The 13,715-nt window shown below is 73.8% G+C and carries 13 protein-coding genes and 3 pseudogenes; 11 read left to right on the plus strand and 5 right to left on the minus strand.

Annotated features, from left to right (window positions below; translation table 11 throughout):
* Positions 1-187 precede the first annotated feature (187 nt).
* Positions 188-799, plus strand: a complete 612-nt coding sequence (locus tag ABZX30_RS25285) for a hypothetical protein (RefSeq protein ID WP_355937262.1) — start codon at positions 188-190, stop codon at positions 797-799.
* Between the two features lie 40 nt (positions 800-839).
* A complete protein-coding gene (locus tag ABZX30_RS25290; protein ID WP_355937265.1) occupies positions 840-1,616 on the plus strand; it encodes a YcnI family protein in 777 nt (258 codons plus the stop codon).
* 100 nt (positions 1,617-1,716) lie between these two features.
* Here ABZX30_RS25290 and ABZX30_RS25295 read toward each other — a convergent pair whose 3' ends face one another.
* On the minus strand, positions 1,717-2,502 hold the full coding sequence (locus tag ABZX30_RS25295) for a CDP-alcohol phosphatidyltransferase family protein (RefSeq protein WP_355937268.1): 786 nt from the start codon (positions 2,500-2,502) through the stop codon (positions 1,717-1,719).
* A gap of 121 nt (positions 2,503-2,623) precedes the next feature.
* Here ABZX30_RS25295 and ABZX30_RS25300 point away from each other — a divergent pair, with 121 nt between their 5' ends.
* From ABZX30_RS25300 to ABZX30_RS25320, 5 genes and pseudogenes are all read left to right on the plus strand, one after another.
* Complete coding sequence (locus ABZX30_RS25300; RefSeq protein ID WP_355937271.1) at positions 2,624-3,604, plus strand: zinc-binding alcohol dehydrogenase; 981 nt, start codon at positions 2,624-2,626, stop codon at positions 3,602-3,604.
* 173 nt (positions 3,605-3,777) lie between these two features.
* Positions 3,778-4,176, plus strand: a complete 399-nt coding sequence (locus ABZX30_RS25305) for a 6-carboxytetrahydropterin synthase (protein WP_355937274.1) — start codon at positions 3,778-3,780, stop codon at positions 4,174-4,176.
* A complete protein-coding gene (locus tag ABZX30_RS25310; protein WP_355937278.1) occupies positions 4,173-5,357 on the plus strand; it encodes a glycosyltransferase family 4 protein in 1,185 nt (394 codons plus the stop codon). Before ABZX30_RS25305 ends, ABZX30_RS25310 begins: the two co-directional genes overlap by 4 nt.
* A 146-nt stretch (positions 5,358-5,503) precedes the next feature.
* Positions 5,504-6,466, plus strand: a complete 963-nt coding sequence (locus ABZX30_RS25315) for a class I SAM-dependent methyltransferase (RefSeq protein ID WP_355937293.1) — start codon at positions 5,504-5,506, stop codon at positions 6,464-6,466.
* A 425-nt stretch (positions 6,467-6,891) separates the two neighbouring features.
* A pseudogene (locus ABZX30_RS25320) lies at positions 6,892-7,647 on the plus strand (lysylphosphatidylglycerol synthase transmembrane domain-containing protein); the annotation flags it as partial.
* Between the two features lie 104 nt (positions 7,648-7,751).
* Here ABZX30_RS25320 and ABZX30_RS25325 read toward each other — a convergent pair.
* Positions 7,752-8,540 (minus strand): creatininase family protein, encoded by a 789-nt coding sequence (locus ABZX30_RS25325; RefSeq protein ID WP_355937281.1) that lies wholly within the window; start codon positions 8,538-8,540, stop codon positions 7,752-7,754.
* A gap of 39 nt (positions 8,541-8,579) precedes the next feature.
* Here ABZX30_RS25325 and ribA point away from each other — a divergent pair, with 39 nt between their 5' ends.
* Both ribA and ABZX30_RS25335 read left to right on the plus strand, forming a co-directional pair.
* Complete coding sequence (ribA, locus tag ABZX30_RS25330) at positions 8,580-9,239, plus strand: GTP cyclohydrolase II (RefSeq protein ID WP_355937283.1); 660 nt, start codon at positions 8,580-8,582, stop codon at positions 9,237-9,239.
* A gap of 162 nt (positions 9,240-9,401) precedes the next feature.
* Positions 9,402-9,569: pseudogene (locus ABZX30_RS25335) on the plus strand (saccharopine dehydrogenase); the annotation flags it as partial.
* Between the two features lie 35 nt (positions 9,570-9,604).
* On the opposite strand, the gene ABZX30_RS25340 reads toward ABZX30_RS25335, so the two are convergent.
* Positions 9,605-10,828, minus strand: coding sequence for a serine hydrolase domain-containing protein (locus tag ABZX30_RS25340; RefSeq protein WP_355937286.1), 1,224 nt, complete (start codon positions 10,826-10,828; stop codon positions 9,605-9,607).
* 68 nt (positions 10,829-10,896) lie between these two features.
* A pseudogene (locus ABZX30_RS25345) lies at positions 10,897-11,382 on the minus strand (MFS transporter); the annotation flags it as partial.
* 69 nt (positions 11,383-11,451) lie between these two features.
* On the opposite strand from ABZX30_RS25345, the gene ABZX30_RS25350 reads away from it, so the two are divergent.
* Entirely contained in the window at positions 11,452-11,889 is a 438-nt protein-coding gene (locus tag ABZX30_RS25350; RefSeq protein ID WP_355937288.1) for a PPOX class F420-dependent oxidoreductase, read from the plus strand.
* A 130-nt stretch (positions 11,890-12,019) separates the two neighbouring features.
* On the opposite strand, the gene ABZX30_RS25355 is transcribed toward ABZX30_RS25350, so the two are convergent.
* Positions 12,020-12,895 (minus strand): NAD(P)-dependent oxidoreductase, encoded by an 876-nt coding sequence (locus ABZX30_RS25355; protein WP_355937290.1) that lies wholly within the window; start codon positions 12,893-12,895, stop codon positions 12,020-12,022.
* A 118-nt stretch (positions 12,896-13,013) separates the two neighbouring features.
* Here ABZX30_RS25355 and ABZX30_RS25360 point away from each other — a divergent pair, with 118 nt between their 5' ends.
* A complete protein-coding gene (locus ABZX30_RS25360) occupies positions 13,014-13,613 on the plus strand; it encodes a TetR/AcrR family transcriptional regulator (RefSeq protein ID WP_355937292.1) in 600 nt (199 codons plus the stop codon).
* Positions 13,614-13,715 lie beyond the last annotated feature (102 nt).

Below are 13,715 nucleotides of genomic sequence, written 5' to 3' on the forward strand. Positions count from 1 at the left end.
AAAAGGTTGCACGAACGTGTGGAGAAAATGTGCCCGTCCGGGTGACGGTCGAGCGGCTCGTCGGGTGCGGCCGTGACGAGCCCGTCCTGGACGCGACGCGCATCCAACGGGCCCGAGGAGGGAGGCCGTCCGCTGAACGTGGGTTGCGCGCCGCACGTATCCCTGCTGCGTGGGAGGATCCCTCACCATGAGCCCGTCCCCGGCCGTACGCGTCCTGCGCGCCGCGGTGTTCGCCGCGGTGTGCGTGCTGCTGGCCGCCGCCGGGCACGGGCTCGCCGTGGGCGACATGCCGCCGGTGCGGGTCGACGCCGCCGGTTTCCTCGGCGTGTCGGCGCTCGGCTGGCTGCTCGGCGGGCGGGAGCGCTCCCTGCTCGGGATCGGTTCGGCGATGCTCGCCACCCAGGCGGGCTTGCATCTCGTGTTCGACGCGGCGCACCGGGCCGTTACGCCGCCCGTGGGGGCCATGGACATGACGATGGCGCACGGCCAGGTCATGACGGGCATGTCCCCCGCGCACCCCGTCCACGCGGTGACCGCGCACGCCACGGCCGCCCATGTCCTCGCCGCCCTGGTCGCCTCCTGGTGGCTCAGACGCGGCGAGGCCGCCCTGTTCTCGCTGCTGCGCCGGGCGGCCGCCCTGGTGCCGGGGCTCGCGGCCTGGTGGCGGGACGCCCCGCTGCCGGCCGTCCTCGACGGGCCCCTGCGCGCCCCGGCCGACCCCGGCCCGCTCCGTCTCCTCCCGCTGCGGCACGCGGTGAACCGCCGCGGGCCCCCGGCCCGGATCCCGTACCCCAGCTGACCCGCACTCTCTCTCAGTACGGACGGAGATCCACTCCCTCATGCCCCAGACCAGGTTCACCAGCATGCCCACGAGCATGGCCAGGAACGCCCGCCGTGCCGGTCTCGTCGCCGTTCTCGCCGCCGCCGGTCTCCTCACCGCCGCGGGTGCCGCCTCCGCGCACGTCACGGTCCACCCCGAGAGCTACGCCAAGGGCACCACGGACGGCGTGCTGACCTTCCGCGTGCCCAACGAGGAGAACAGCGCCGCCACCACCAAGGTGCAGGTCTTCCTGCCCACCGACCATCCCGTCCTCGGCGTGCTCGTCTCCCCGCGGGACGGCTGGACCGCCAAGGTGACCACCAGCAAGCTCGAGAACCCGGTGAAGACCGACGACGGCACCATGACCGAGGCCGCCTCCCAGGTCACCTTCACCGGCGGGAAGATCACCGCCGGGCACTACGAGGACTTCGACATCGCCTTCGGGCAACTGCCCGACGACACCGACCGGCTGACGTTCAAGACGCTGCAGACGTACTCCGACGGCAAGACGGTCCGCTGGATCGCGCAGTCCGAAGGCGGCGCCGACGAGGCGGAGAACCCGGCGCCGGTGCTGAAGCTCACCGCCGGGAGCGCGGCCGGGGACGACGACAGCACCTCGGCGAGCGGCAAGGCCGGGTCCCCGGACGCCGGGAGCTCCACGGGCGACACGTCGAGCGTCGTCTCCGGCAGTGACTCGACGGCGCGCGGTCTCGGCGTCGCGGGCCTGATCGTCGGAGTGCTCGGCCTCGCGGCGGCGGCCTTCGCCCTCGTACGCGGCCGGTCCGCGCGCTCGTAGCACCGCACCGCGCCAGTGACGCGCTCGTGCCACCGCACGCACGAAGGGCCCCGGACCAGTCGATGGTCCGGGGCCCTTCGTGCGTGCCCGCCGGGACGGTTCACCGCAGCGCGGGCTCGAGGAGCTCCGCCACCTCCATCGTCGGCACCGGCACCGGCACCGGCACCGGCGCGGTCCGGGACGTCCGGTACAGCCAGCGCACGTCCCGCCCGAACGACCACAGCAGCGACCCCAGCGCCAGCAGCGCCACGGCCAGGTTGGCGGTGCGCGGCAGCAGTTCGGAGCCGGCCAGCAGCAGGCAGACGCCCTGCAGCGCGGCGACCGTCTTGCGGGCGAAGGACGGCGGCAGCGGCGCGTTCAGCCAGGGCAGGACACGGGCGGCGGCGACGAACGCATACCGCATACCGCCGATCAGCAGCACCCACGGGCCGAGCTGCATGGCCACGTACACGCTCAGCACCAGGATCAGGAACGCGTCGACCTCCATGTCGAAGCGGGCGCCCAGCGCCGTCGACGTGCCCGTGCGGCGGGCCACCTTGCCGTCGACGCCGTCCAGGATCAGGGCCACCGCGGTCAGACCGACCAGCAGCGTGACCGGCGGGGAGCTCTCGAACGAGTCCGCCACCAGCGCGGTCACCCCGCCGACCAGGGTGGCCCGGCCGAGGGTGACGCGGTTGGCGGGCCCGAAGGAGGTGAGCCGGGAGCGGTGCAGCGCCCGGGAGAGCACCGCCCAGGTCGCGATCGCGAACACCAGGCCCGTCAGCCAGCCGGCCGGCCCGAGTCCGATGGCCGAGCCCAGCAGGGCCAGCAGCAGGATCTGGACGCCCGCTCCCACAGCGGTCTCCTGCTGGACCAGCCTTGCACCGTACGTGTTGTTCAGGGCCACCGCACATCCTCCGGCCGAGTGACAGAGTCGATCATCGCCGCGTACTGTGCGCGGCCTGTGCACATCTCCCTGTGCACACCTCGGTACGTGAACCGCTTCCCGATCGTTCAGGAGGACGCCGATGAACCACTCGGCCCGCGCGTTTTGGCTCGCCTCACCGGGGTACGGCGAGATCCGCGACACGGCGCTCACGGCACCGGGCGAGGGGGAGGTGCTGGTCCGCGCGCTGTACTCCGGGGTGAGCCGGGGCACGGAGACGCTCGTCTTCCGCGGCGGCGTCCCCGAGAGCCAGCACGCCGCGATGCGGGCGCCGTTCCAGGAAGGCGATTTTCCCGGCCCGGTGAAGTACGGCTACCTCAGCGTCGGCGTCGTCGAGGAGGGGCCGGGCGAACTGGTCGGCCGCACGGTCTTCTGCCTCTATCCGCACCAGAGCCGTTACGTCGTCCCGGCGAGCGCCGTGACCGTGGTACCCGACCACGTGCCCGCCGAGCGGGCCGTCCTCGCCGGGACCGTCGAGACGGCCGTCAACGCCCTGTGGGACGCGGCCCCCCTGATCGGTGACCGGATCGCCGTGGTGGGCGGCGGCATGGTCGGCTGCTCGGTCGCCGCGCTGCTGGCCCGCTTCCCCGGCGTCCGGCTGCAACTCGTCGACGCCGACCCCGCGCGCGCGAGGACCGCCGAGGCCCTCGGCGCCGGCTTCGCCTCGCCCGCGGACGCCCTCGGCGACTGCGACCTGGTCGTGCACGCCAGCGCCACCGAAGCGGGCCTGACCCGGTCGCTGGAACTGCTCGCCCCCGAGGGCACCGTCGTCGAACTCAGCTGGTACGGCGACCGGCGGATCAGCCTCCCCCTCGGCGAGGCCTTCCACTCCCGGCGGCTGACCGTGCGCAGCAGCCAGGTCGGCACCGTCTCCCCGGCCCGCCCCGGCCGCACCTACGCCGACCGGCTCGCCCTCGCCCTCGCCCTGCTCGCCGACCCCGCCCTGGACGCGCTCATCACCGGTGAGTCCGCGTTCGAGGAGCTCCCCGACGTGCTGCCGAAACTCGCCTCCGGGGACATCCCCGCACTGTGCCACCGAGTGCGGTACGCCGAATCCGGCTGACGTGCCGTCCGGTCCCGGACGGCCGGTGACCCGGCATGACCCGGCAAGAGGGTCTGACCTGAGAAAAGAGTGAGGAACGGCTGAACGCGGGGAACCGAAGAGCCGTAATACACGGCATCCCCCGGCAGGGAACCGCTGGGGAGCCAGACGCGCCGCACCTGGAGGGTCGTCCGTTGTTCAGCATCACCGTCCGCGATCACATCATGATCGCCCACAGCTTCCGCGGCGAGGTGTTCGGGCCCGCCCAGCGGCTGCACGGCGCCACCTTCCTGGTGGACGCCACGTTCCGGCGCGAGCAGCTGGACGACGACAACATCGTCGTCGACATCGGCCTGGCCACCCAGGAACTGGGCGCCGTGGTGAGCGAGCTGAACTACCGCAACCTCGACGACGAGCCCGACTTCGCCGGTGTCAACACCTCCACCGAGTTCCTCGCCAAGGTCATCGCCGACCGGCTCGCCGAACGCGTCCACGAGGGTGCCCTCGGCGAGGGCGCCAAGGGCCTGGCGGGCATCACGGTCACCCTGCACGAGTCGCACGTCGCCTGGGCGAGTTACGAGCGTGCCCTGTGACCGACACGACCATCGGCCGGGGCCCGGCCCTCGCCTACGTGCCCGCCCCGCGCGCGGCCCTGAACAACGTCGGGATCATCCCCATGTCCCTGCGCACCGTCCACTTCGTCCTGCCGGGCGGCGTCGACGACCCCGCCAACCCCAGCGGCGGCAACGCCTACGACCGCCGGGTCTGCCTCGACCTGCCCGGCTTCGGCTGGCAGGTCACCAAGCACCCGGTGGACGGCGCCTGGCCCCGCCCCGGCGCCGCCGCCCGAGACGCGCTCGCCCGCACCCTTCGGGAACTGCCCGACGGGGCCGTCGTCCTGCTGGACGGGCTGGTCGCCTGCGGCGTCCCCGAGATCGTCGTCCCCGAGACCGAACGGCTGCGCCTGGCCGTCCTGGTCCACCTGCCGCTCGGCGACGAGACCGGCCTCGAGCCGTCCGTCGCCGCCGCCCTCGACGCCCGGGAACGCGAGGTGCTGCGGGCGGTGCCCGCCGTGATCGCCACCAGCGACTGGGCGGTGCGCCGCCTCGTCTCCCACCACGGCCTCGCCCCCGACCGGGTGCACGTCGCCGCCCCCGGCGCCGACATCGCCCCCCTCGCCGCCGGCACCGACGGCGTCTCCCACCTCGTGTGCGTGGCCGCGGTCACTCCCCGCAAGGGCCAGCACCGGCTGGTGGAGGCACTCGCCGCGGTACGCGACCTGCCGTGGACCTGCACCTGCGTGGGCGGTCTGAACCAGGACCCCGAGTACGTCGCCCACCTGCGCTCCCTCATCGAGGAGCACGGCCTGAGCGACCGTCTGCACCTGGCCGGCCCGCGCTCCGGCGCCGACCTCGACGCCAGTTACGCCGCCGCCGACCTGATGGTCCTCACCTCCTACGCCGAGACCTACGGCATGGCGGTCACCGAGGCACTCGCCCGGGGCATCCCGGTGCTGGCCACCGACGTCGGCGGGCTGCCCGAGGCCGTCGGCCGCGCCCCCGACGGCGGCGTGCCCGGCATCCTCGTACCGCCGGAGGACCCCGCCGCGCTCGCCGCCGAACTGCGCGGCTGGTTCGGCGAGGCCGACGTGCGCCGCCGCCTGAAGGCCGCCGCGCGCGGCCGCCGGGCTGCCCTCGGCGGCTGGGCGGCCACCGCCCGCAGCCTGGCCGGAGTCCTGCTGCGACTCCCCGACGAACCCCGGAGGGCGGCATGAGCCGGACGACCACGACGACCGACGCCATCCCGGCCCAGCCCGGCCCCAGGGACGTCCCGGACGCGGCAGCGAAGGCGGCGACGGACAGTGCGATGGAGAATGCGACCGACAGCGCGAACGACCGTACGAAGCAGAGCGGGACGGACATGACGGAACCGGCACCGCGGCACGACAGCGCCGGCCAACCCGGACCGTCCGGCGTGATCGCCGGCGCGGGACCCGTCGGCCGGCCCGGCGAGCGGGCCACGGTACGGCTGCGGGACGCCGAGCCGGAGGAGGCGCCCCGGTACGCGCCCGAGTGGCTCCAGCTGCGCGAACCGGCCGACGGCGCCGCCCGGGCCCTCGACCTGCTCGACCCGCTGCGGATCCGGCTGGCCAACCTGCCCGGCCGGTCCGGGAGCCTGGTCGTGCACGACCTGGGCTGCGGCACCGGCTCGATGGGCCGCTGGCTCGCCCCCCGCCTGGACGGCTCCCAGCACTGGATCCTGCACGACCGCGACCCCTACCTGCTGCACTTCGCCGCCGTCGCCTCCCCCCGGGTGGCCGCCGACGGCAGCCGGGTCACCGTGGAGACGCGGCGCGCCGACGTCGCCCGCCTCACCCCCGACGCCCTGTCCGGCGCCTGCCTGGTGACCGCCTCCGCACTGCTCGACGTCCTCACCCGCGAGGAGATCGAGGCGCTCGCCGAGGCCTGCGTGGGCGCCGGATGCCCGGCGCTGCTGACCCTGTCCGTCGCCGGGCGCGTCGAATTCGCCCCGTCCGACCCGCTGGACGCCGAGATCGCCGAGGCGTTCAACGCCCACCAGCGGCGCGGCGGCCTGCTCGGCCCCGACGCGGTCACCGCGGCCTGCGAGGCCTTCGGCGAGCGCGGCGTCACCGTACGGGTCAACCCCAGCCCCTGGCGGCTGGGCCCCGACGACGCCGAACTGACCGCCCAGTGGCTGCGCGGCTGGGTCGGCGCGGCCGTCGAGCAGCGTCCCGAACTCGCCGCGCGCGCCGACCGCTACCTCCGCGAGCGCCTGGCCGCCTGCGCCGCCGGCGAACTGCGCGTCACCGTCCACCACAGCGACCTGCTGGCGCTGCCCCGGCCGAGGGGCGGCGCCGAGTGAGCGCGGCGGCCCCGCAGCCGGGGAGCGCCGGGGCCACGCGTCCGGCGAGCGCGCGGACCACCCTCGCGGCCAGCGCCCGCACCGCACGGCCGGGCACCGCCCGGACCCCGCGGGCCCACGCCGCCAGGACTGCGCAGGCGTACGGTGCCGCGAAGCCGAGGACGGTCCGTGCGGCCACCCACGCGCGCGTGCAGCCCACCGCGGCCGGGCACGCCCGCGTGCGCAGGACCGCCACGCCCCTGCGCGTCCCGGACACCGCGGCACCGTCCTCCCGGACGGCCGGTCCCGTACCGGCACCCGCCCAGGCCCCCGGCCCGGACCCGGCCGCCGTACCCCGCTCCGCCGCCCGCGCCCTCCTCGCGCGCCTCAACACCCCTGCCGTACGAACCCACTTCGGCACCGTCGCCGGAGTCGTCATCCTCAGCGTGCTGCTGTGGCGGCTGGGCACGGGCGTCTTCCTCGACGGGCTGCGGCGGATCGACGGGGGAACGCTGCTCGCGGCGCTCGCGACCGGCGTCGTCACCACCGTGTTCAGCGCCTGGCGCTGGCAGCTGGTGGCCCGCGGCCTCGGTATCCGGCTGCCGCTCGGTGCGGCCGTCGCCGACTACTACCGGGCGCTGTTCCTGAACGCGGCCCTGCCCGGCGGCGTCCTCGGCGATGTGCACCGGGCGGTGCGCCACGGGCAGAGCGCCGGCGACATGGCGCGCGGCGTCCGGGCCGTGGTGCTGGAACGGGTCGCGGGCCAGGTCGCGCTCGCCGTGATCGGCGGGGCCGTGCTGCTGACACTGCCCTCGCCGGTGCGGGACGAGGTCCGCAGCTGGGCCCTGCCGGCCGCCTGCGCCGCGGCCGGCGCGCTCGCCGTCGTCCTCGCGGTCCGCATGAACCGCGCCCCCTCACGCCGGGGCACCCGGCGCACCAGCCTCGGCGAGGCCCGCCGCGCGCTGCTGTCGCGCCACTACGGCCCGGGCGTCGCCCTGTCCTCCGTGGTCGTCCTGGCCGGACACCTCGCGATGTTCGTCGTCGCCGCCCGGGTCGCCGGATCCGGCGCCTCCGTGCCGGTGCTGCTGCCGCTCGCGGTGCTCGCCCTGATCGCCATGGGCCTGCCGCTGAACGTCGGCGGTTTCGGACCGCGGGAGGGCGCCACCGCCTGGGCGTTCGGCGCGGCCGGGCTGGGCGCGAGCAGCGGGCTGGCCGTCGCCGTGGTGTACGGCGTGCTCAGCTTCGTCGCCGCCCTGCCCGGCGCGCTCGTCCTCGTCGCCCGCTGGTACACCCGACTGCGCGGCGGCTACCCGCGCCCGCTGCCGGAACCGCCCTCCGGCGAGGTCAGCAACTCCAGGTACGCGCCGAAGGATTCGACGAGGTTCGCCAGCAGTGCCTTCCCCTTTTCCGCCGATCCCAGGGAAGGACGGCCGATGACGCCCGACTCGGTATAGGCGGACATTCCCACGGTGAGCAGATGGCGGCGGTCGTCCGCGGTGAAATCGGCGGACTCATAACCAGGACGGACATATTCGGGATGAGCGTGCAGCAGAATGGACGTCTCGATTTCTCCCGCATGCATGTCGGTGAGCAGCGAGGTGACCACCCCGGCCCGCTGCCGCGCCTCCTCCCAGTCCTCCGCGGACGGGAACAGCGCCATCCGCTCCCCGCGCGCGGAGGCCTCCTGAACCACGTTGCCCAGCACGTAGTTGCCGCCGTGCCCGTTGACCACGACGAGCGCGCCGACGCCCGAGCGGCGCAGCGACGCCGCGATGTCCCGGACCACCGCATGCAGGGTCACCGAGGAGATGCTGACGGTCCCGGGCCAGGCCGCGTGCTCGTGCGAGCAGGCGACCGTCACCGGAGGAAGGAGGTGCACCGGGTGCGCCGCGGCGATCTCCCGGGCGATGGCACAGGCGACCAGGGTGTCGGTCGCCAACGGGAGGAAAGGGCCGTGCTGTTCGAAGCTGCCGACGGGAAGGACGGCCACCTGTGACGAGACGCCCGCCGCCCGTGCCCGTACGTCTTCCGTGGTGTCCGCCGGAAGCAGGCCCCGTGTACCGTACGTCGCCCCACCCGCGCCCGAACCACTCATTTCTTCACGGCCCTTCGTCTCTGCTTTAGGAATCAGATCATGACAGAAAAAATCGGCGTACTCGGCAAGAAGGCAGCGCAGCGCACGGGCGTGGAACGCGTCGTCAATGCGCCACTGCCCACGGTGTACGGCAATTTCCAGGCCGTCGGCTACCTGGACCACGACCGCGGTGACGAGCAAGTGGCGCTGGTCTACGGCGACATCGGCTCCGAGAACGTGCTCACCCGGCTGCACTCGGAGTGCCTGACCGGCGACGCGTTCGGCTCCCAGCACTGCGAGTGCGGCGACCAGCTGGCCTCGGCGCTGCGCGCGGTCGTCGCCGAAGGCAGCGGCATCGTCGTCTACTTGAGAGGGCATGAAGGCCGTGGCATCGGCCTGCTCGCCAAGCTGCGCGCGATGGCCCTGCAGGCGGAGGGTCTCGACACCGTGGAGGCCAACCTCGCCCTCGGGCTGCCCGTCGACGCCCGCGACTACGGCGTCGCCGCCGGGATGCTGCGCGACCTCGGCGTCAACTCGGTCCGCCTGATGTCCAACAACCCGCGCAAGCGGGACGCGCTGCTGCGGCACGGCATCCACGTCGCCGAGCAGGTGCCGCTGCTGATCCCGCCGTGCGAGAGCAACATCACCTATCTGCGCACGAAGCGGGAGCGACTCGACCACCACCTGCCCCACCTGGACGCCGTCGCCCACCTGTCCTGAACCACCTGTCGCGCGTACGAGCCCGGAGATCCGGACAGGAAGACGAGGCCATGACCGAGGGCGTCCTCTTCCTCTCCGGGCCCCGGACGCCCACGCCGAGGGCCCCGGCCTGCTCGTCGGCATGCCCGACCCCGACGGGACACCCGGCTCCGCGACCGGCACCTGATCGCCATCGACAACCTGCCGTCCCTGCTGCCCCGGGAGTCCGGCACCGACTTCTCCGCCGGCCTGCTGCCCCACTTGCTGGACTTCACCACCGCCTTCGGACCCTGGCGGCGCTGCCTCGACAGCTTCACCCTCGCCTGCCGTGAGCTCGGCCTCGGTCAGGGCCGCGGTGAAGGGCAACCGCACGAGCGGGCCGCTGTTCAGTCGACGACGGTCTCGTGCACCAGGCGCTTCAGCTCCGGGAAGATCTTCAGCGTCTTCGTACGCACCTGGGTCATGAACTGCACGGTCAGGTCCCGGCCCGGATCGATCCAGAACGTGGTGGCTGCCACGCCGCTCCAGCCGTACGTGCCCAGGCCCACCGGTGCCACCGTCCGGGCGGGGTCGGTGACGACGGAGACGTTGAAGCCGAAGCCGACGCCCGCGTTGCCGGGCTCCTGGTGGGTGGGGGTGCCGAAGGACCGCAGGTCGGCGCCGCCGGGGAGGTGATTGCTGGTCATCAGGGCCACCGACTCGGCGGAGAGCAGGCGGGTGCCGTCCAGCTCGCCGCCCCGGCGCAGCATCTCCATGAACCGGTGGTAGTCGTGGGCCGAGGCGACCATGCCGCCGCTGCCGGACAGGAAGCGGGGGCGGCCGTGCAGCGGCAGCCCGGCGATCGGCTGGATGCCGCCGGTGTCCGTCTCCCCGTACAACTCGGCCAGGCGGCCGGACTGTTCGGCCGTGACCTCGAAACCGGCGTCCGTCATGCCGAGCGGCCCGAAGATCCGGTCGGCGAAGAACCGGTCGAGGGGCTGCCCGGAGACCACCTCGATCACCCGGCCGAGCACGTTGGAGGCGACCGAGTAGTTCCACTGCGTGCCCGGCTCGAACTGCAGGGGCAGACGGGCGTACACGTCCATCGTCCGGGCCAGGTCCGCGCCCGGTGGCACCGACGACTCCAGGCCTGCCTCGCGGTAGAGGGCGTCGACGGGGTGGGAGTAGTAGAAGCCGAAGGTGAGACCCGCGGTGTGGGTCAGCAGGTGGCGCAGCAGGACGGGCCCGTCGGCCGGGCGGGTCACCACGTCGGAGCCGGAACCGGAGACGTACACCCGCGGGTCGGCGAAGGCGGGCAGGTGGGTCTCGAGCGGATCGTCCAGCGACAGCCTGCCCTCCTCCGCCAGGAGCAGCACGGCGACCGCGGTGACCGGCTTGGTCATGGAGTACACGCGCCACAGGGTGTCCGGCTCGACCGGCAGTCCCGCCGCCAGGTCGCGGTGCCCGTGCACGGTGAGGTGGGCGACGCGGCCGCCGCGCGAGAGCGCCACCAGGAAGCCGGGGAGGCGTCCCTCGTCGACGTGGTGGGCGAGGTACTGGTCGAGGCGGTCGAGCGCCTTCGCGTCCAGCCCGGCCTCACCCGGGTCGGCTTCCTGTATCAGCTGTGCCATCGCTCTCCTTCGATCGTGTCCGTCCCGGTGCGGATCGTCCTGCCCCACCGGGACGGTCCCAGGCCTGTTCACACGTCGTCGGAGTTCATCGTCGCAGGAACACCGGCCGGTTCTCGCGGATCCGCGCGGGGTGTGATCGACTCGACGCGGTGCCCGGGCAGTGCCCGGCAGGCCACCGTCCCGAGCGCGGCCACGACGGCCGGCACGGTCGGCGCCGACGCCGTCCCCGCGTCCAGCAGCGAGGTCGCCGCGGCCACTGCCAGGGCCGGCCCGACGCGCAGCGCGGTCTGCTGCAGCCCGCCCGCCACCCCGGCCGTACGGGTGTCCGCCCGCCGTACGACGACGTGCGTGGCCGCCACCATGACCGTGCCGAACCCGGCGCCCAGCGCGAGCGTGCCCGAAGCCCGGGAGAGCACCAGGACACCGGCCGCGAGGACGGCCGTCGCCGCCCCGGTCGTACGGCGGGCGCCCACCCGGCGCAGCAGCACCGCGCACCCGGGCGCGGACAGCAGCGAGGCGGACGCGGCCACCAGGATGCCCAGCGCCGCGCCCACCGTGGGCAGGGTTGCGTAGACGGTGTCTGCCGGGGAATGCGCGGGTGTGACGGGGCGGTTGATCCAGGCATGACTCACGACGCGACGCAGGACGCACTGCTCGGGCTGCTCTCCGAGGGCCACGGCGGAGTGCTGGTCACCCTCAAGCGCGACGGCCGGCCCCAGTTGTCGAACGTCAGCCACGCCTACTACCCCGACGAACGGATCATCCGGGTCTCGCTCACCGACGACCGCGCCAAGACCCGGAACCTCCGCCGGGATCCCAGGGCCTCCTACCACGTCACCACCGCGGACCGGTGGGCGTACACGGTCGCCGAGGGCACCGCCGACCTCTCGCCCGTCGCCGGGGACCCGCACGACGAGACGGTGGAGGAGCTGATCCGGCTCTACCGCGATGTGCAGGGCGAGCATCCGGACTGGGACGACTACCGGACCGCCATGGTCCGCGACCGCCGGCTGGTGCTGAGGCTTCGGGTGGAGCGCGCCTACGGCATTCCGAAATCGTAGGGGTGCGGCAGTCGTAGGGGTGCGGCAGTCGTAGAGGGTGCGGCCGGGCGACCGTCTGCGGGGCCCCGGCCGTTGTCCGCGTCTTTCGCATACGGTTTTCGTATACGAACCGTGCATACGGTCCGCACCTCTACACCCGGTCGGTCCGCCCCTCGATCGCCCGCAGCACCGCCACCATGTCCTCCCCGCCGTGCCCCCGCTCCACGGTCTCCTCGAAGAGGCTGTGGCAGACGTCGAGGAGCGGCGAGGCGAGGCGGGCCCTGCGGGCGGCCTCGGCGATCAGCCGGTTGTTCTTCAGCACGTCCACGGCCGCCGCCTGCACCGCGAAGTCCCGGGCGTGCAGCTTGGGTGCCTTCATGCGGGAGACGCCACTGGCCATGGGGCCCGCGTCCAGTACGTCCAGGAACAGCCGCCGGTCCAGGCCCTGTCGCTCGGCGAAGTGGAACGCCTCCGTCAGTCCGGTCACCAGGGTGATCAGGAACAGGTTCACCGACAGCTTCATCAGCAGGGCGGCGGGTGCCGGACCGCAGACGAACGCCTCCCGGCACAAGGGCGACAGCAGGGGCCGCACGGTCTCCACGGCCGTCTCCTCCCCGGCCAGCATGACCACCAGTTCACCCCGTTCCGCCGGGAGGCGGGATCCGGAGACGGGAGCCTCGACGTACCGCCCGCCCGCCGCCCGCACCTCGGCCTCCAGGTGCCGCGAGTACTCCGCGGACGTGGTCCCCATGTGGACGACGGTCCGCCCGGCGACCCGCGTGGCGAAGCCGGGCGTGCCGCGGCCCAGGACGGCGTCGATCGCGAGGTCGTCGGCCAGCATCAGCAGCACCACCTCGGCCTGGGCGAACACCTCGCCGGCGTCCTCGGCCACCTCGGCGCCGGCCGCGCGCAGCGGCTCGGTCCGGGCGGCCGTCCGGTTGTGGACCACCAGGGGGGTGCCCGCGGCCGCCAGCCGCAGCGCCATGGGCTGCCCCATCACTCCGAGACCGATGAAACCGACGGGCATGGCGGACCGTCCTCCGCTCGAGGAACGACTATGACAGCGGTCATAGTAGCGGCGGTTATGACGCCGGTCATAGAGTGGATTCCGGGACGGGCCGACGCGGGGTGCCGGGAGGTCGACGATGGCGGAGTCGGGGCGGGGACCGCGCGAGCGGATGGTGTTCAGCGCGGCCCAGCTCATCCGGCGGGACGGAGTCACGGCGACCGGCATGCGGGACGTCGCCGCGCACGCCGGGGCGCCCCGTGGCTCGCTCCAGCACTACTTCCCCGGCGGCAAGGAACAGCTCGTCAACGAGGCCGTCGACTGGGCGGGCCGCTACGCGGGCAGGCGGATCGAGCGCTTCCTGGCCGGGCTGGGGGACGGGGCGACGCCTAGCGGGCTGTTCGGGGCGATGGTGCGGCAGTGGACCGACGAGTACGAGGCGGCCGGCTTCGGCGGGGGCTGTCCGGTCGCGGCGGCCACCGTGGACTGCGCCTCGGCCGGGACGTCCACCCGGGCCGCGGCCGCCGACGCCTTCACGGCCTGGCGGCGCCCGCTCGCCCGCGCCCTCACGGACATGGGTGTGCCGGCCGCCCGGGCCGACGCGCTCGCCACCCTCATGATCAGCGCCATCGAGGGCGCTCTCCTGCTCGCCCGCGCCGAACAGGACGTACGTCCCCTGACCACCGTGGCCGCGGAACTCGGCCCCCTGCTGGACTCCGCCGTCGTACGGCCGTCCTGAGCGCCGCCGCCCCCCGCGAGCGAGGGCGGATAGTAATTCAACAAGACTGAACACAAGTAACCGTAACACAAATCTAGGATTCCGACGTCTCCTAGATAAAGG

It is taken from the genome of Streptomyces sp. NPDC004542 (genome assembly GCF_040610035.1).
Classification (GTDB): Bacteria; Actinomycetota; Actinomycetes; order Streptomycetales; family Streptomycetaceae; genus Streptomyces.